Source organism: Gammaproteobacteria bacterium, assembly GCA_015709615.1.
Classification (GTDB): Bacteria; Pseudomonadota; Gammaproteobacteria; order Burkholderiales; family Nitrosomonadaceae; genus Nitrosomonas.
Genome location: CP054179.1, coordinates 1,496,550 through 1,513,782 on the forward strand (window position 1 = coordinate 1,496,550; position 17,233 = coordinate 1,513,782).

Sequence of the window (17,233 nt, forward strand, 5' to 3'; positions counted from 1 at the left end):
CCGTATCTCACTTCTTCTATCGCCACTAAGAGGCAATTGATTATTCGTTGTATGGCTATTTTACTGTATTATCGGTCATTGAAATTTGAATTGTACGGAGTCGAAAAATGAATGATCACAAGTGCTGCTGGCTGTCCTTTCTCCTGTTTTTGCCATTTCTAACGGGATGTGTTCCCATGTTTGCCATCGGTACCGCGGCCGGAACAGGTGCGTATATCTCAGAAGATCGTAGAACCAGCGGCATGTTCATTGAAGATGAAGGAATCGAACTCAAGAGCGCACGACGCATTAATCAGCAATTCGGCGATAAGGTGCACATCAACGTTACGAGCTATAACCGTATGGTGCTATTGACCGGCGAAGCTCCTTCAGAAACAATCAAAACGGATATCGGCAAACTCGTAATGGGTGTCGATAATGTACGCAGAATTTTCAACGAAATTGCGATCGCCGGAAATACTTCTCTGGCTTCACGCAGTAACGACACACTACTGACTTCCAAAGTGAAGGCGCGTTTTCTTGCTGAACGCAAATTTCAAATCAATCACGTCAAAATTGTGACCGAAAACGAAGTGGTGTATCTGCTCGGCGTTGTGACACGACAGGAAGCTGACAGCGCCGCACAAATTGCCAGTTCTACCTCAGGTGTGAAAAAAGTAGTGAAAGTATTCGAATATTTGAACTAAACCTTCTTATTGACACACATGCTGCCGGAAAACCTGCTCGCAGAATTACAGTCTGCGTTTCCACCGGATCGCTTCTATACCGATCCGGTGGATTGTTATGCTTACGCCTATGACAACAGTCGCAAGATTTTTCCTCCAGATGCCGTGTTGTTCCCACTCACCAGCGCAGAAATAAAACACGCCGTTACTCTATGTAATCGCTACCAAGTGCCGCTTATCCCGCGCGGGCGCGGCACCGGAACGGCCGGCGGCAGCTTGCCGGAGTTAGGCGGCATCGCCTTGTCGATGGAACGCATGGCAAATATTATTTCGGTCGATCCCGCTAATCGGGTAATTGTGGCCGAGTCAGGTGTATTGAATCAGGCCGTGCAAGATGCCGCCAAACCGTATGGCTTTTTCTGGCCGCCGGACCCCTCCAGCGCCATGTTCTCAAGCATAGGCGGCAATATCGCCACCGGAGCGGGTGGTCCACACGCCGTCAAATACGGTACCACCCGAGAGCATGTGCTAGGTTTGAAAGCCGTCACAGGCGCCGGCGATTACATTACCACCGGATGCTATACCACCAAAGGAGTCGTCGGCTATGATCTTACCCGACTGCTGATCGGTTCGGAAGGCACACTCGCTGTCATTACGGAAGCAACGCTGAAACTTACAGCATTACCCAGTTCCGCTGCCGGCATCACGGCACACTTTCGTGATTTAGCAAGCTGCACTGCAGCCATCGTAAAAATTATGGCATTGCCGCAATTACCCAGCGCACTTGAGTTTCTCGATGTTGGCTCATTAAATCTGATACGAAACCGCTACCCTGATATGCTTCCAGCGGATACACAGGCGATGTTGATGATCGAGGTTGACGGCTCTCTCAACGATATCGCTGATGCTGTTTCGGCAATTCTTGCGGCATGTCAATCCGATGGCCTGATTCAAGCCGGCCAAGTAGAGAACACCGCTTTATTATGGCAGGCTCGCAAAGCGCTTTCACCACTGCTGCGCGAAATTGCACCGAAGAAGATTAACGAAGATGTCGTCGTTCCTGTCGATGCATTGCCGCTATTTCTCGATGGATTGACACAACTCAGTACACGTTACCAGCTGCATAATATCAATTTTGGTCATGCCGGCAATGGCAATATTCATGTGAATCTATTGATTAATCCTGATGATGCGAATGAAGTGGCACAAGCAGAGCGTTGTCTGAATGAAACATTCGATTTGGTTATCAAACTGCGCGGAACGATTTCCGGTGAGCATGGCGTTGGCAGTGAAAAACGGGCTTTTATAACGAAGGAAATTGATCGGGCTACTTTGGATTTAATGCGGAATATCAAGCGGCTGTTTGACCCAAATAATATTCTCAATCCTGGTAAATTATTTCCTCCGACCGAATAACTTGATGTTTCTATTGCATGCTGTGCTTGCGATATTTAATGATTGACTGGCTATGATTAAAATATCACAAGCACACTTTTGTTATCTCTAAAAAAAGAAATAGTGATCCACTAGCAACGCCACAAACAACAGCGCCAGATAAAGTATCGAATAGCGAAACGCTTCTCGCGCCAATTGATCGCTGTAATTACGGTATATTTCAATAGCGTAGTACAGGAAAATGCCATTTAGTATCGTTGAACCAACCAGATAAATTAATCCGCTCATTTGCGTGACATAGGGCAATATCGTAATTACACACAAAATAACGGTATACAACAATACCTGCAATTTTGTGTACTGATCACCATGCGTTACCGGCAACATCGGCATGCCGATTGAGGCGTATTCATTCTTTCTGTATAACGCAAGTGCCCAAAAATGCGGCGGAGTCCAAGCAAAAATGATCAGAAAAAGCAATAACGCATCACTCGCGATTTCCCCTGTCACAGCTGTCCATCCGAGCACCGGCGGCATAGCGCCGGAAGCGCCTCCAATCACAATATTTTGTGGCGTCAATGGCTTCAAAATTACCGTGTAAATAATGGCATACCCCACAAAGGTACCCATCGTTAACCACATGGTCAATTCATTTACCCATTCATACAATATGAAGAGTCCTGTTCCACCAACAATCAATAGAAAAAAGAGAGTTTCGGGAACGCTCACCTTTCCTTGCGGCAATGGACGACCCTTTGTTCGTGCCATTACTGCATCCATTTTTTGTTCAACTAAACAATTTAGTGCCGCAGCTGCTCCGGCTACTAATGCAATACCTGTGGTACCCAAGAGCAAAATATCCAGAGGCACAGCACCGGGAACCGCCAAGAACATACCTATAACTGCGGTAAAAACAATGAGTGATACCACACGCGGCTTGGTCAACCGATAAAATTGGTTGATTCGTGATGCTGTCGCATGCAATGTCATACTGATGGCCATTTCATTAATCTCCTTGCGAATCGAGTATTCTGATCTATTGATTTACGCAGCTTTCCACTACGAGAAAACTACCCCTCTTAATGTTCTATTTGTGATACATGTAGCAATCTTTTTAGATCGCGTCCCATTTTGGTACCATCCACTTTCTCTGGAAATCGCATCATTAAATTACCTATCGGATCAATTAAATAGATATGCTTTGTTTGTGCCTCAGTGCTTTCTATAAAACTTAGAATCTCACTGTCTTTGGCGTTAACAAAGAACGTGCCTTCATATTCCTTAATTAACTCAGCATCAGGCGCGATATCGTCATTAATTAGCCAGAGCCGTTCAATCCGGTGCTTTTCTTTTCCTTGCACCATTCTGACTTGACGGATGAAATATAATTTTTCTTTGCACTGCTCATCACAATGACCGGAATCTACTGTGACCAGCACCCATTTACCATGCAGATCTTTCATTCGGAGTATCGTATTGTCTATCAAATTTGTGCCTTTTCCTGAAACTTTCGTTACAGACAACAAATCCCCATAGTGAGTACTATTGGGTCTATACTCAAAAAAATAAAGCACATAAGAAATTATTACAGGAGCGCACATAAGCGCTAGCAATAATAAAAACTTACGTCTATTCGATTTTTTTATTTCTTCGTTTGACATTCAATACTATAAAAATAATTACCGCGGTAGCAGCCAATGAAAACCATTGAACTGCGTAACCAATGTTTTTAGAAGCACCTGAATCGGGTTTACTCCAGTCACGTATCAACCCATCTTTCTCTTCGCTTTTTTGCAAAAGCATCAAAGGCTGCATTGCTAAACCTGTAACTTCTTGATAGCGCTGCAAATTGAAATTATCCCAAATTTGACCTTCTACAACTTTATTTGAAAGATCCAATGTTTTAGTTTCGGGTGAAGCCGCAATTCCTACTACCTTTAGCTCGCCTTTCACTTCCACTACAGGCGGCAATGCTGACCTATCATTGCCGATGGCGACCCATCCTCTGTTAATCACGACATGGAGTGCACTGTTCGAAATTTTAAGCGGTGTAATGACGTGATACCCTGCTCGCCCCTGATAAATTTTGTTATCTAAATAAATCGTATACTCGGGTAAGTATTCACCACTTACTTCTACTTCACGATACTGAAAATCTTTCAGTTTTACTAAAATGCCAGGCAATGTCACAGCTGGTTGTTTTGCATATTGCTCTAGTTGCTCATACTGCGCTTTTTTTTCTTCTGCGCGGGATAATTGCCACTTTCCCAATTCAATAAAAATTATTACAGAAATAATCGTGCTTACGATCGCCCATAATCTTGGCTCAAAACGATAACCCAGTACATTCATTTCGATCGAATACACAATATGAAATGTTGACTTCCGAGTGGAGCAATCACGATCTATTTTTTATTGAAATCGAAACAACTTCTAATGATCACTAAATCTTTCCGATCAAAGATTCCAACCATTCACACGCTTTATTGTTGTTTTTTCATTTTTAAACTTAAAACTCACAACTTCATTGGTGCAAAGGCTGGAATCCTGATTTATTGTTACCAAATTACTTACATCAAATACACAAATACAAACAATCCGAGCCAAACCACATCAACAAAGTGCCAATACCATGCTACGCCTTCAAAACCGAAATGATGTTCAGGTGTGAAGTGCCCTGCTGCGCTTCGGCAATAAATGACGAAGAGCATAATTGTTCCAATTGTCACGTGGAAACCGTGAAATCCGGTTAACATGAAAAATGTTGAACCATATGCACCAGTTGTTAACTTCAGATTTAGATCGTTATAGGCATGAATATATTCATATGCTTGGCAAGCGATAAACATTGCACCCAGAGCTACAGTTGCAAGCAACCATAATTTCAAACCATCACGTCTGTTTTCTTTCAGTCTCCAGTGAGCGATCGTAACCGTCACACCTGAAGTCAAAAGTAACAGTGTATTGAATGCCGGTAAACCCCATGCTCCCATCGATGTGAATTTTTCGTGTTCGCCAGGGCCAGCCGTTGGCCATTTGCCATCATATGCTGACCAGAATGAATTGCCTAATACAGTACTTTCTTCTTGCAACCATGGTATTGAAAGATTGCGCATATACCACAATGCACCAAAAAATGCGCAAAAGAACATAACTTCAGTAAAAATAAACCAGCTCATTCCCCAACGGAATGAACGATCCACTTGCTCCCCATATTTACCACTTTCACTTTCTCTAGCTACGGTTCCAAACCATCCAAACAACATATAGACCAATATTGCAAAACCTATTGCTAATAAACCGTAGCCTAACTCCATTTTATTCATCGTCAATGCAGCGCCTGACCCCATGAATAATATTGCAGTCGATCCAATAATTGGGTACGACGATGGAGCTGGGACGTAATAATGTCCTGATTCTTGACTCATTCTTCTCTCCTCCGACTTATGTTTTTTTCAATTTCTAACTGACAATCAATCTGACTAAAAGCATGATACTAATCACAAAAAGAACACCACCGATAATACCGCCAACAATTAATTGAGCCGGTTTCAATGTAGCCGCATCATTCTCGAGATCACTTTTCTTCCTTATTCCCATAAAGGCGAATATTACTGCCTTAGCAACTTGTAAAATCGTCACGCTCGTTCGTTTTTCGGCAGTATTGTTATCCACTTTTATCCTCTATTTTTTGATCGTGCTAGCACCATCGGGCAATTCGAAAAATGTATACGAGATAGTCACCGTATGAATATCAGTGGGTAATCCCGGCTCAATTACAAATTGAACTGGCATCTGTCTTGCTTCATTTGGTTTAAGAACCTGTTTTGTAAAACAGAAACATTCAAATTTCTTCAAATGCTTATCCAGAAAACGAGGGCTATAACTGGGAATTGCTTGTCCAATTATTTCGCGTTCTGAATTATTAGTAATTTCATACATCACTGTCACTGGTTCACCTGGATGGATGCGAGCACTTCGCTGCAGCGGTTTGAATTGCCACGGTAACCCCCGTGTATTGGCATCAAACTCTACTGTAACCCAACGCGTCTCATCCACCCAGTTGTTATCTTTAACCAGTACATCCGGTTTGAGCAAATTATTAATACCAGTCACTTCACAAAACTTTTCATAGAATGGCACCAATGCATAACCAAAAACAAACATAATCAACGTGAAAACCAACAACTTTTTCATCATTAAAATATTTGCTTTTGAATTGCCGTTTACCATTCTTTTACAATGACCGTGATATAGAGTGCCAACACCGTAATTAACAGAAGCAGAGCTGTTCTATACTTTTTTCTCTTGTTATCTGTTTCTTGTGACATATGTTATAACCTTGTTTTACTGAACAACAGGCGGCTTCTCAAAACTGTGATATGGAGCCGGTGTTGGTAAATGAGTCCACTCCAGCGTTGTAGCTCCATCCCACGGTTTTTGAGGAGCTTTTTCTCCACTACGTATACAATTAATCATAACGTATAAGAAAAGAAGCTGTGTCAAACCAAACCCAAATGCACCGATACTTGAGATCATATTGAAATCGGCAAACTGCAGATTGTAATCCGGAATTCTGCGAGGCATACCGGCCAATCCCAAGAAGTGCTGTACAAAGAAGGTCAAATTGAAGAAGAACATTGACAACCAGAAATGCGTTTTACCCAATGTTTCGTTATACATGCGACCTGTCCACTTAGGAATCCAATAGTACGCACCTGCAAACAGCGCAAACAGAGATCCAGAAACCAACACATAGTGGAAATGAGCAATCACGTAATAAGTATCTTGCACCTGGATATCAATTGGCACAATTGCGCATATGACACCACTAAAACCACCTATTACGAACAGAAAAATAAATCCAATCGCAAATAACATCGGCGTTTCAAATGTCATTGATCCACGCCACATAGTTGCTGTCCAGTTAAATACTTTCACACCAGTCGGAACAGCAATCAGCATAGTTGCATACATGAAGAACAGCTGCCCTACTGTTGGCATACCAGCCGTGAACATGTGATGTGCCCAAACAACACACGACAAAATTGCGATAGATGCCGTTGCATACACCATTGATGAGTAACCAAATAATGGTTTACGCGAAAATGTCGGAATTACTTCGGACACAATGCCGAATGACGGCAGGATCATGATGTAAACTTCAGGATGACCGAAGAACCAGAAAATGTGCTGAAACATTACAGGATCACCGCCACCTGCTGCATTAAAGAAGCTAGTACCGAAATGCCGATCTGTCAATAACATTGTTACAGTACCAGCCAGAACTGGCATTACCAATACCAACAAATATGCTGTAATCAACCATGTCCATACAAACATCGGCATTTTCATCAACGTCATACCAGGCGCACGCATATTCAAAATGGTGGTAATAATATTAATTGACCCCATAATTGAAGATGCACCCAGGATATGAACTGCAAAAATCATCAAATCTACACCCAGTCCACCTTGCGTTGACAGAGGCGGATAAAATGTCCAACCACCAGCTGCCGCACCACCAGGCACAAAGAATGAACTAACCAGCAGCGTTGCTGCAGGGATCAGCAACCAAAAACTCCAGTTATTCATGCGGGCAAACGCCATATCGGGAGCACCAATCATCATCGGCACTTGCCAATTAGCAAAACCCACAAATGCCGGCATGATGGCACCAAACACCATAATCAGACCATGCAGTGTTGTGAATTGATTAAATAATTCTGGTTGCAAAATTTGAATTCCCGGCTGAAACAATTCAGCACGAATTCCCAGTGCCAACGTTCCACCAGTAAGAAACATTGCAAAACTGAACCACAAATACATTGTCCCGATGTCTTTGTGATTGGTCGTTGTAATCCAGCGCATTATCCCACTTGGATGATGGTCGTCATGCTCGTGACCGTGTGCGTCACCATGTACTGCTGCCATAGTTATCTCCTTTTACTTATTTTCTACATGCATAGATGTTTTAACTGCAGATGCACCTTGAGCCGCTACCCATTTGCTGTACTCACCTGCTTCCATCGCTTCCACCACAATCGGCATAAAACCATGATCTTTGCCACACAACTCTGCACATTGACCACGATAAATCCCCGGCTTATCCACCGTAAACCATGTATCACGAATAAAACCCGGAATCGCATCCTGCTTAATTCCCAGTGCCGGTACCCACCAAGCATGAATCACATCATTTGCCGTCAAAATAATGCGCACTTTCTTACCCACCGGCACAACTACACGATTATCAACTTCCAGCAGATAGTTTTCACCTTTAGGTGCTTTATTTTCGATTTGAGCAGGCGGCGTCGACAATTTACTGTAGAAACTGATACCCTCACCTTCGCCTTGAAGATAATCATAACCCCACATCCACTGATATCCAGTTGCCTTAATCGTCATATCAGGACTTGAAGTATCTTTCATAGCGATAACTGTTTTTGTCGCAGGATACGCCATCACAACAAGAATGAGACAGGGTATTACAGTCCAAATAATCTCAACTGTAGTGCTATGATGAAAATTTGCCGCCTTATAGCCAAGAGATTTGCGATGTTTGAGTACAGAGTAAAACATGACACCAAACACACCAATAAAAATAACCAGACAAATCCACAAAAGCAAAATGTGCTGATCATAGATATCTTTCGCTATAACACTCTGCGGTTCGGGTAAATTATACTTAGACCCTACCGCCATGCTTGAGTACAAAGCGAGAGCGGATACCCCCGCCAGGGTTACTGCTGATTTACTTCTCATATTTCCCCCCACATGATTACCAATTTTACAGATTTCAGGTACGACTAAGAACGTTAAAAACCTGAACGCTTACCTTGTTCAGCCAGCTTACGGAAGTCATACGCCAAAAATCCTGTTTCGTTAAAACCACACCATGATTGACGATAATTACATTTCCTTGGCCGAATTTCCTTATTATCCGCAACTTAGATTTTCTTAGTTATAGAATCTTCTACATGCTAATAAATCGAAGAGAAATTCTAGCATGCCACTGCCACTCAAACAAGGAAAAATCATGATTTTTATAGCAATATTCCCATGCTTATAAAATGGTATTGCTCTAAGAAGTTTACAAAAAACATTATTTGAAGCGAAAAATTCTATTCTAATTGTTGGTCCAAACCATCGCCTGAAAAACACCACTAAGAATTCCGGCATGAAGCTTTTTAAAGATGAATTCAAATCACACCAAAGCAACTAAAAACATGACAATCAAAATCACCGCCAGCAAAGGAACAACAATACTCGCCCAATCGGAAGATGCTCCCTGCGGGTTATTTTTTATTATTTCTCGTGTTGCCGGATACAAAATAACAATGAACATAATCAAAGCTATTGCAGAAATAATTTGCATCCAATCCATAATTAGTTCCTATACAATCACTCCATTGATTCCAAAACAAAGCCCCGGTTAGGCCGGGGCTTTGAAGGGGTCTATAAAAAACTTAAAAATTAATCATCATTACCCATAATTCCCAATATCTGCAATAAGCTGATAAAGATATTAAAAATTGTCATGTACAGTCCAATGGTAGCCAGCACATAATTGGTTTCACCGCCATGAATGATGCGGCTAGTGTCATAAAGAATAAAACCGCTCATTATCATGATGACAACCGCAGAGATCATTAATGACATGGCTGGTATCTGCAAGAAAATATTGGCTACTGCTGCCAGCAATACCAGCAAGAAACCCACCATCAGAAATCCGCCCAAAAAGCTGAAATCTTTTTTTGTTGCTAATGCGTATGCAGACAACCCCATGAATATCACACCGGTACCACCTAATGACAATGTAATGATATTTCCACCATTAGGTAAAGATGCATACATTGTCAGCACCGGCCCCAGCCCGAATCCAAGTAGGCCAGTAATCAAGAAAACAATGCCGATACCTGCTGTCGAATTGGCAAAACGCGGTAAAACAAACATTGCAATTACCATGCCGCCAATGACTGATATTAAATAGGTCATTGGCGGCATATTCAAGAGCACTGAAAGCGCAGCAGTAAGTCCGCTGAACAACAATGTCATCGACAACAGCATATAGGTGTTGCGTAATACTTTATTAGTTGCTACCGCAGACGTTGATCTTTGCGCAACGGTTGAGAAATTTTGATTCATTTAAATAGCCTCCACTGTAAAGTTGATACTAAACTATTCTGACGACCGCTAGGACTACTATATCCCGGATATAGTTCAAAACATCATATCACGGATTATATTTATCTTTTAATTACACTTTTTTATTCTTGTTTAACTTTTGCCAACGCGAAATTATAAACAAGAAAAAATCCACCTCGCTCGATCAAGGTAACATTCAAACTGACAGAACCTGCGTCAAATTTGGCAAGACCGGAGTAGTTGATCCGCTTTTCACCCACCAGTGAGAATGCACTCACAGTACGCGAAAAATTAAGTTCCTGGATCGATTGAAACCGGCCAAAACTACGATATTGCTTCAACAGTTCGTCCAACTGCTCGTCGGTAATTGTTTGTTTGGCTTCCGGTGCCAAATGAATCAGTATTTTCTGCTTTTCCCAGCTCGAAATATCCGAGAGGATTTGCGTGATCGCAGGTTCCGCGCTTTTACTGTAATAATCTTTTTCACGATTAGTATAGAAATACAGCATAACAACCAATGTCAGCAGAAGAGCGACGACAGCGCGTAATGTTTGAGTTTGCATAAATTTGAAATATTGAAATCAACAACTATGAATTATTCTCTTCCCAGAGATCGCGACTGGCGCCGTCTCTAGGCAAGGCAATACCAAAATGCTGATAGGCTGCTGTTGTCGCCATTCTGCCGCGCGGTGTCCGCTTTAGAAATCCTTGCTGAATCAAATAAGGTTCCAATACATCCTCAATCGTATCCCGTTCTTCGCTAATGGCTGCGGCAAGATTATCAACGCCAACAGGACCGCCACCGAATTTTTCCAACACCGTCAGCAGCAATTTCCGATCCATGATATCCAGACCGATTGCATCAACATCCAGCATACTTAAGGCGGCATCCGCCACAACACGCGTCACATGGCCATCGACTTTGACTTCAGCATAATCACGCACGCGGCGCAACAACCGGTTAACTATCCGTGGCGTGCCGCGCGAACGACGTGCAATTTCAAATGCGCCATCCGCAGACATTTTCACATTCAATAATCCTGCGGAGCGGCTGACTATCTTGCTCAATTCTTCCGGTGTATAAAACTCCAGCCGGGAAACTATGCCGAAACGATCGCGCAACGGATTAGTCAACATACCAGCACGCGTGGTTGCACCTACTAAGGTAAACGGTGGCAAATCCAGTTTCACGGAACGTGCCGCCGGCCCCTCACCGATCATGATATCCAACTGATAATCTTCCAGTGCCGGATAAAGAATTTCCTCGACCATCGGCGATAAGCGATGGATTTCATCGATAAACAGCACATCGTTGGGTTCAAGATTGGTCAGCAAAGCCGCCAGATCACCCGGGCGCTCCAGAACAGGGCCGGAGGTTTGCCGCAGATTAACGCCCATTTCCCTGGCGATGATATGCGCAAGCGTGGTTTTACCTAACCCCGGTGGACCGAATAGCAACACATGATCCAGCGCTTCACGCCGTTTTCTGGCTGCCTCGATGAATATCTGCAACTGCCCGCGTATTTTTTCCTGGCCGACATATTCTTCCAGTTGCTTGGGGCGTAGCGCACGCTCCAGAATTTCTTCCTGCGATGATGAAGTGATTGCGGCAACCAGCCGATCCGTTTCGATCATTCAATCTCCCTCATTCAATCGGTTATCTTTCCTTGGATAATAATTGCAGCGCTTGGCGTATACCGTCCGATACGGTTGCGGCCGGAGAGATCTGCTTGATCACCCACCCCGCCTCACGGTCATTATAGCCCAGTGATAATAATGCATTGAGTATGTCACTACCCTGCGTGGGCGCAGTGAAAGCTTGATCCAGATTGATTTCTGCGGAATCCAACTTATCCCGCAACTCCAGCAATAAACGCTCCGCTGTTTTTTTTCCGATACCAGGCACTTTGATGAGCCGCGCGCTATCCTGCGCGCTAACCGCGTGATGCAAGTCGGATACACTCAAACCGGACAACAGCGCAAGCGCAGTTCTGGCACCGATACCCGAGATTTTGATCAACTGGCGGAAAGTCTGGCGCTCCGGTTCTGTTGCAAAGCCGAACAGCAGATGCAAATCTTCCCGTATCACCAAATGCGTATGCAAAGTTATCTGTGCACCAAGCGCCGGAAGCTCATAAAAGGTGCTCATCGGCACGTCAACCTCATAACCGACACCCTGCACATCCAGCAACACCTGCGGCGGATGTTTTTCCAGCAATGTACCGGTTAATCGTCCAATCACACCAAACGTCCTCGCTTCATGCGATAGCCTGTCGTTGCAATACCCCCCAAGCCGAGTCCGCCATGCGCATGACATATTGCGCAAGCCAGAGCATCCGCGGCATCGGCACTGGGATTTCCGGTCAACCTGAGCAAACGCACAACCATTTCCTGAACTTGTTTTTTTTGAGCATGGCCATTACCAACCACGGCCTGTTTGATTTGCAGCGCGGTGTACTCGGCTACCGGCAGACTACTCATCACGGCAGCGCAAATCGCCGCACCTCGCGCCTGACCGAGTAGCAGAGTAGTTTTAGGATTGATATTGACGAAAACTTGTTCGACGGCCACATGCTCGGGCTGATACAACGCAATGACTTCGCTCAGATTATTCAGAATTAACCGCAAACGGGAAGGCAATTCACCGGCAACCGTCTTAACGCTGCCACTGCTGACATACGATAGATCACGTCCGTTTTTATCAATGATACCGAAACCCGTAATGCGCAAACCCGGATCTATCCCCAGAATACGGATTTTGTCACCTGCCGATCGTGGAATTTTTATTCAACGAGGACGGCTGTGGTGTATACATCTTGCACATCATCAAGGTTCTCCAGTGCATCCAGCAGCTTTTGCATTTTCACCGCGTCATCGCCGGTTAAAATCGCTTCATTACCGGGTTTCATGGTTACCTCCGCCAATTCGGCTTTGAATTCAGCCTTTTCCAGCGCCCCCTTCACATTGATGAATTCGTAAGGCGCTGTAATCACTTCGATACTGCCATCCTCATTGCTGATCACATCTTCCGCGCCCGCTTCCAATGCGGCTTCAATCAATTTATCTTCATCGGTTCCCGGCGCAAAAATCAACTGCCCGCAGTGCTTGAACAAGAAGCTGACGGATCCGTCCGTACCGAGATTACCACCGTATTTAGTGAATGCATGCCGCACATCGGCTACCGTGCGCACGCGATTATCGGTCATGCAATCCACCATCACCGCGGCACCTGCTATACCGTAGCCCTCATACCGGATTTCTTCATAATCGACTCCATCCAGAGCACCGCTGCCGCGCTTAATCGCACGCTCGACATTATCCTTGGGCATATTCTGATCGTATGCTTTATCCACTGCCAAGCGCAACCGCGGATTGCTGTCCGGATCGCCGCCCCCCATCCGAGCAGCCACTGTTATTTCCTTGATAAGTCTGGTGAACACTTTGCCGCGCTTCGCATCCTGTGCAGCCTTTTTGTGTTTGATATTAGCCCACTTACTATGACCCGCCATTGCTATGCACCCTTTGTTTAATTATTTTTATATTACCACCCCGCATGCTATGGATAAAGTATCCAACCTCTTTAGCAATAAAAGAAGAAAGTGCACAGTACAGTGGTGCCATACAGCTTTACAGAACTCGACCTGGTGTGCGCAATGACAATTTTTATTCAACCGTCACTGCTTTTGCCAGATTTCTCGGTTTATCGACATCCGTGCCGCGCGCCAAAGCAACGTGATAAGCCAATAGCTGCAGCGGAATCGTGTGCAGAATCGGACTCAGCAATCCGGCATGTTCCGATAAACGTATGACATGCACACTTTCACTCTGTGTGATTTGCGAATCGGCATCCGCAAAGACATACAACTCGCCACCCCGAGCATGCACTTCCTGCAAATTCGATTTGAGCTTACCCAACAGCTGATCGTTTGGCGCTATAGCCACAACGGGCATCTCATCGTCCACCAGCGCCAGCGGGCCGTGTTTCAGTTCTCCTGCCGCGTAGGCTTCGGCATGGATATACGAAATTTCTTTTAGTTTTAATGCGCCTTCCATCGCGATGGGATAGTGAACACCGCGGCCGAGAAATAACGCATGACGCTTTTGTGCAAAACTTTTCGCCCAGACTTGCACTTGCGATTCCACTTGCAGCGCATGCTGCAAAGCCATCGGCAAATGGCGCAGCGTCATAATCATTTGTTGTTCGTCTTGCGCTGATAATTTCTGGCGCATTTTGGCCAACGTGATCGTCAGCAGCAACAATGAAGCTAATTGCGTCGTAAATGCTTTGGTCGATGCAACGCCGATCTCGGGTCCTGCGCGCGTGAGAAAGCGCAGATCGGTTTGGCGTATCAATGCGCTTTCCGGTACATTGCAAATCGCGAGGCTGTATTGATGACCGAGTTTCTTAGCATAGGCAAGCGCCGCCAAGGTATCCGCAGTCTCGCCCGATTGCGAAATTCCGACCACTAGCGTATTGGGTTCCGCAATCGGATTGCGGTAACGGTATTCACTGGCTATTTCAATGTTGCACGGAAGACCGGCAACGGTTTCCAGCCAGTATCGCGCAACCAGTCCAGCGTGATAGCTAGTTCCGCAAGCCAGAATGAGTATACTCTTGGTCCGGGAAAATATTTTCTCGGCTTCGCTACCAAACAAATTTGGGGAAATGGATTGCACGTTAAATACCATCTCCAGCGTATTGGCCACGGCACTGGGTTGTTCAAAAATTTCTTTTTGCATGTAATGCGCGTACGGCCCCAGTTCAATCGCATCACTGGAAAGATTGCTTTCGTGCACAGTCCGTTTAACTTCCTTTACTAAGCCGCCGTGCAGACAATTAACAATACGGTATCCATCACGCGTCAGTTCGGCAACATCCCCCTCTTCCAGATAAATCATATTCCGGGTCGCTTTCAACAAGGCTGAGGCATCGGAAGCCGCATAATTGCCGCTCTCACCCACCCCCAATAGTAATGGCGCCCCATTGCGCGCAACTACAATTCTTTCCGGATGCGCTTCCTCCATCACCGCAATCGCATAGGCCCCCTGCAATTCAGCAATTGAAGTACAAACAGCTGTTAACAAATCATCGGAATATTTGAGATTGAACGCGATGAGATGCGCGATTACTTCAGTATCGGTATCGGAAATAAACTCGTAGCCTTTGGCTTGCAAACACTGACGCATGACTTCGTGATTCTCAATGATGCCGTTGTGCACGACGGCTATCCGGGTGGATGATTCTGGCATGCCGGAAAAATGCGGATGCGCGTTGCGCTCGGAAGGTGCTCCATGTGTTGCCCATCGTGTATGTGCAATACCGGCCAAGCCATGAGCATTTTTCTCATTAGCAAGCTTTTGCAACTCAGTTACACGGCCGGTTGTGCGCAATCTGTGTAAACCGTCGCACGTTACCACCATTCCGGCCGAATCATAGCCCCGATATTCTAAATGTAATAATCCATCCAATAATACCGGAACAACATTGTCATTAGCCACTGCACCCACTATTCCACACATAGCGCACTTCTCCTTACAACGCTAGCTAAAAGGACGATACTGATTAGATATATTATGCTTTTGATTTCTGCGGGCGTTTCCATCCCGTAATGCTGACTTGCTTCGATCTGGACAAAGTCAACTGATTCTCCGGGGTTTCTTTCGTTATCGTGGATCCGGCACCGATCGTCGACCCTTTTGCAATCTTGACGGGGGCAATCAGTTGCGTATCGGATCCGATAAATACATCATCTTCAATGATGGTTCGATACTTGTTGGCACCATCATAATTACATGTAATGGTACCGGCGCCGATATTGACATTTTCCCCTACGGTGGAATCACCGATGTAACTCAAATGATTCGCTTTGCTGGCAGCGGCAATCTGACTATTTTTCACTTCAACAAAATTACCGATATGCACTTTCTTCGCCAGCCGCGTTCCTGGACGGATGCGCGCATAAGGACCAATCTTACAATCTTCGCCGATTTCCGTATCTTCAATCAAACTAAAGGGATGGATAATACTTCCGGACGCCACCGTGACATCTTTTAGTATGCAATGCGCACCTATCCGAACCGAGTCCCCCAATCTAACGGTTCCCTCAAAAATACAATTGACGTCTATCTCAACATCAGAGCCGCAGGTAAGTCCGCCCCGTATGTCTATACGATTCGGATCACGTAAGCTGACTCCTTTGTCCAACAGCCTCTCAGCGCAATTCTTTTGATAAATCCGTTCAAGCTCAGCCAATTGCTGTTTATTATTAACGCCCATAACTTCCCAGAAATTCTCCACCTCTGATGATGCTACATGCAGACCATCCTCAACAGCCATCGCAACGATGTCGGTCAAATAATATTCATGTTGCGTGTTTTTGTTGTCAAGTTTCGGCAGCCATCGGTGCAAACACTCATTAGGGATGAGCATTATTCCGGTATTAATCTCACGGATTTTCTGTTGCTCATCAGTCGCATCTTTTTGCTCGACGATTGCAACAACTTCCCCGGTTTTCAGGTCACGCAAAACTCTTCCATAACCAAACGGATTATCAATTAGCGCTGTCAATAACGCACAGTTCTTTTCTCCCGCAATGGCAATTAACTGCTGCAAGGTTTCAATCCGAACCAGTGGTACATCACCATACAAAACCAGCGTAAATCCATCGGTATTCAATTGCGGTAAAGCTTGCATGAGTGCATGCCCGGTACCCAGTTGTAGTTCCTGCGATACCCAGATCAAATCATCGCTGCCGGTCAGCTGCCTTACTTTGTCGCTGCCGTAACCCACAACAACACAGATTTTGTCAGGTGAAAGCAATCGCGCCGCGTTTATGACATGCATCAGTAATGGGATTCCCGCCAAAGTGTGCAACACTTTGGGAAGCGCTGACTGCATTCGTTTTCCAGCACCAGCCGCCAGTATCACAACATTAAGCTTCTTCACGATAATCTACTTTTTGAATGAAAGTCTGTTATGAGCTCTAGTAAAACGCACTATGACTGAACCACGGTTTTATCATTGT

Annotated in this window: 19 protein-coding genes; 2 read left to right on the forward strand and 17 right to left on the reverse strand. The window is 44.8% G+C overall.

Annotated features, from left to right (window positions below):
• Positions 1-107 precede the first annotated feature (107 nt).
• Positions 108-686, forward strand: a complete 579-nt coding sequence (locus tag HRU77_07205; GenBank protein QOJ20499.1) for a BON domain-containing protein — start codon at positions 108-110, stop codon at positions 684-686.
• A gap of 18 nt (positions 687-704) precedes the next feature.
• Positions 705-2,081 carry an FAD-binding protein gene (locus tag HRU77_07210; GenBank protein QOJ20500.1) on the forward strand — a complete coding sequence of 459 codons (1,377 nt, stop codon included), beginning with the start codon at positions 705-707 and terminating at the stop codon, positions 2,079-2,081.
• A gap of 87 nt (positions 2,082-2,168) precedes the next feature.
• Here HRU77_07210 and HRU77_07215 read toward each other — a convergent pair whose 3' ends face one another.
• The 17 genes from HRU77_07215 to glmU form a co-directional block, all read right to left on the reverse strand.
• Positions 2,169-3,062 carry a protoheme IX farnesyltransferase gene (locus HRU77_07215; protein ID QOJ20501.1) on the reverse strand — a complete coding sequence of 298 codons (894 nt, stop codon included), beginning with the start codon at positions 3,060-3,062 and terminating at the stop codon, positions 2,169-2,171.
• A 77-nt stretch (positions 3,063-3,139) separates the two neighbouring features.
• Entirely contained in the window at positions 3,140-3,721 is a 582-nt protein-coding gene (locus tag HRU77_07220) for a hypothetical protein (GenBank protein QOJ20502.1), read from the reverse strand.
• Entirely contained in the window at positions 3,690-4,412 is a 723-nt protein-coding gene (locus HRU77_07225) for an SURF1 family protein (GenBank protein QOJ20503.1), read from the reverse strand. The genes HRU77_07220 and HRU77_07225 overlap by 32 nt, the downstream gene beginning before the upstream one ends.
• 218 nt (positions 4,413-4,630) lie before the next feature.
• Positions 4,631-5,488, reverse strand: coding sequence for a cytochrome c oxidase subunit 3 (locus HRU77_07230; GenBank protein QOJ20504.1), 858 nt, complete (start codon positions 5,486-5,488; stop codon positions 4,631-4,633).
• A 34-nt stretch (positions 5,489-5,522) separates the two neighbouring features.
• Positions 5,523-5,741 carry a DUF2970 domain-containing protein gene (locus tag HRU77_07235; GenBank protein ID QOJ22094.1) on the reverse strand — a complete coding sequence of 73 codons (219 nt, stop codon included), beginning with the start codon at positions 5,739-5,741 and terminating at the stop codon, positions 5,523-5,525.
• A 3-nt stretch (positions 5,742-5,744) separates the two neighbouring features.
• Entirely contained in the window at positions 5,745-6,293 is a 549-nt protein-coding gene (locus HRU77_07240; GenBank protein ID QOJ20505.1) for a cytochrome c oxidase assembly protein, read from the reverse strand.
• A gap of 114 nt (positions 6,294-6,407) precedes the next feature.
• Complete coding sequence (ctaD, locus tag HRU77_07245; GenBank protein QOJ20506.1) at positions 6,408-7,994, reverse strand: cytochrome c oxidase subunit I; 1,587 nt, start codon at positions 7,992-7,994, stop codon at positions 6,408-6,410.
• A gap of 12 nt (positions 7,995-8,006) precedes the next feature.
• Positions 8,007-8,825 (reverse strand): cytochrome c oxidase subunit II, encoded by an 819-nt coding sequence (coxB, locus tag HRU77_07250; GenBank protein QOJ20507.1) that lies wholly within the window; start codon positions 8,823-8,825, stop codon positions 8,007-8,009.
• Between the two features lie 442 nt (positions 8,826-9,267).
• A complete protein-coding gene (locus HRU77_07255; protein ID QOJ20508.1) occupies positions 9,268-9,447 on the reverse strand; it encodes a hypothetical protein in 180 nt (59 codons plus the stop codon).
• Between the two features lie 89 nt (positions 9,448-9,536).
• The gene (locus HRU77_07260; protein QOJ20509.1) at positions 9,537-10,208 is read right to left on the reverse strand and encodes a Bax inhibitor-1/YccA family protein; all 672 of its coding nucleotides are present in this window, start codon (positions 10,206-10,208) and stop codon (positions 9,537-9,539) included.
• Positions 10,209-10,330: 122 nt separating this feature from the next.
• Positions 10,331-10,771 (reverse strand): hypothetical protein, encoded by a 441-nt coding sequence (locus tag HRU77_07265; GenBank protein ID QOJ20510.1) that lies wholly within the window; start codon positions 10,769-10,771, stop codon positions 10,331-10,333.
• 25 nt (positions 10,772-10,796) lie between these two features.
• Complete coding sequence (gene ruvB / locus HRU77_07270) at positions 10,797-11,843, reverse strand: Holliday junction branch migration DNA helicase RuvB (protein ID QOJ20511.1); 1,047 nt, start codon at positions 11,841-11,843, stop codon at positions 10,797-10,799.
• A gap of 22 nt (positions 11,844-11,865) precedes the next feature.
• Positions 11,866-12,450, reverse strand: coding sequence for a Holliday junction branch migration protein RuvA (gene ruvA / locus HRU77_07275; protein ID QOJ20512.1), 585 nt, complete (start codon positions 12,448-12,450; stop codon positions 11,866-11,868).
• Positions 12,447-12,965 carry a crossover junction endodeoxyribonuclease RuvC gene (ruvC, locus tag HRU77_07280; protein ID QOJ22095.1) on the reverse strand — a complete coding sequence of 173 codons (519 nt, stop codon included), beginning with the start codon at positions 12,963-12,965 and terminating at the stop codon, positions 12,447-12,449. Before ruvC ends, ruvA begins: the two co-directional genes overlap by 4 nt.
• Before the next feature lie 26 nt (positions 12,966-12,991).
• Entirely contained in the window at positions 12,992-13,717 is a 726-nt protein-coding gene (locus tag HRU77_07285; protein ID QOJ20513.1) for a YebC/PmpR family DNA-binding transcriptional regulator, read from the reverse strand.
• A gap of 154 nt (positions 13,718-13,871) precedes the next feature.
• The gene (gene glmS / locus HRU77_07290; GenBank protein QOJ20514.1) at positions 13,872-15,728 is read right to left on the reverse strand and encodes a glutamine--fructose-6-phosphate transaminase (isomerizing); all 1,857 of its coding nucleotides are present in this window, start codon (positions 15,726-15,728) and stop codon (positions 13,872-13,874) included.
• A 52-nt stretch (positions 15,729-15,780) separates the two neighbouring features.
• On the reverse strand, positions 15,781-17,154 hold the full coding sequence (gene glmU / locus HRU77_07295; protein ID QOJ20515.1) for a bifunctional UDP-N-acetylglucosamine diphosphorylase/glucosamine-1-phosphate N-acetyltransferase GlmU: 1,374 nt from the start codon (positions 17,152-17,154) through the stop codon (positions 15,781-15,783).
• Positions 17,155-17,233: the final 79 nt, after the last annotated feature.

Excerpts from the sequence above, each read along its gene's own strand:
- HRU77_07230 (QOJ20504.1), bottom strand. The coding sequence starts at position 5,488 with ATGAGTCAAGAATCAGGACATTATTACGTCCCAGCTCCATCGTCGTAC.
- HRU77_07225 (QOJ20503.1), bottom strand. The coding sequence starts at position 4,412 with ATGAATGTACTGGGTTATCGTTTTGAGCCAAGATTATGGGCGATCGTA.
- HRU77_07220 (QOJ20502.1), bottom strand. The coding sequence starts at position 3,721 with ATGTCAAACGAAGAAATAAAAAAATCGAATAGACGTAAGTTTTTATTA.
- HRU77_07240 (QOJ20505.1), bottom strand. The coding sequence starts at position 6,293 with ATGGTAAACGGCAATTCAAAAGCAAATATTTTAATGATGAAAAAGTTG.
- HRU77_07215 (QOJ20501.1), bottom strand. The coding sequence starts at position 3,062 with ATGGCCATCAGTATGACATTGCATGCGACAGCATCACGAATCAACCAA.
- HRU77_07265 (QOJ20510.1), bottom strand. The coding sequence starts at position 10,771 with ATGCAAACTCAAACATTACGCGCTGTCGTCGCTCTTCTGCTGACATTG.
- coxB (QOJ20507.1), bottom strand. The coding sequence starts at position 8,825 with ATGAGAAGTAAATCAGCAGTAACCCTGGCGGGGGTATCCGCTCTCGCT.
- glmS (QOJ20514.1), bottom strand. The coding sequence starts at position 15,728 with ATGTGTGGAATAGTGGGTGCAGTGGCTAATGACAATGTTGTTCCGGTA.
- ruvB (QOJ20511.1), bottom strand. The coding sequence starts at position 11,843 with ATGATCGAAACGGATCGGCTGGTTGCCGCAATCACTTCATCATCGCAG.
- HRU77_07285 (QOJ20513.1), bottom strand. The coding sequence starts at position 13,717 with ATGGCGGGTCATAGTAAGTGGGCTAATATCAAACACAAAAAGGCTGCA.
- HRU77_07210 (QOJ20500.1), top strand. The coding sequence starts at position 705 with ATGCTGCCGGAAAACCTGCTCGCAGAATTACAGTCTGCGTTTCCACCG.
- ctaD (QOJ20506.1), bottom strand. The coding sequence starts at position 7,994 with ATGGCAGCAGTACATGGTGACGCACACGGTCACGAGCATGACGACCAT.
- HRU77_07205 (QOJ20499.1), top strand. The coding sequence starts at position 108 with ATGAATGATCACAAGTGCTGCTGGCTGTCCTTTCTCCTGTTTTTGCCA.
- HRU77_07260 (QOJ20509.1), bottom strand. The coding sequence starts at position 10,208 with ATGAATCAAAATTTCTCAACCGTTGCGCAAAGATCAACGTCTGCGGTA.
- HRU77_07255 (QOJ20508.1), bottom strand. The coding sequence starts at position 9,447 with ATGGATTGGATGCAAATTATTTCTGCAATAGCTTTGATTATGTTCATT.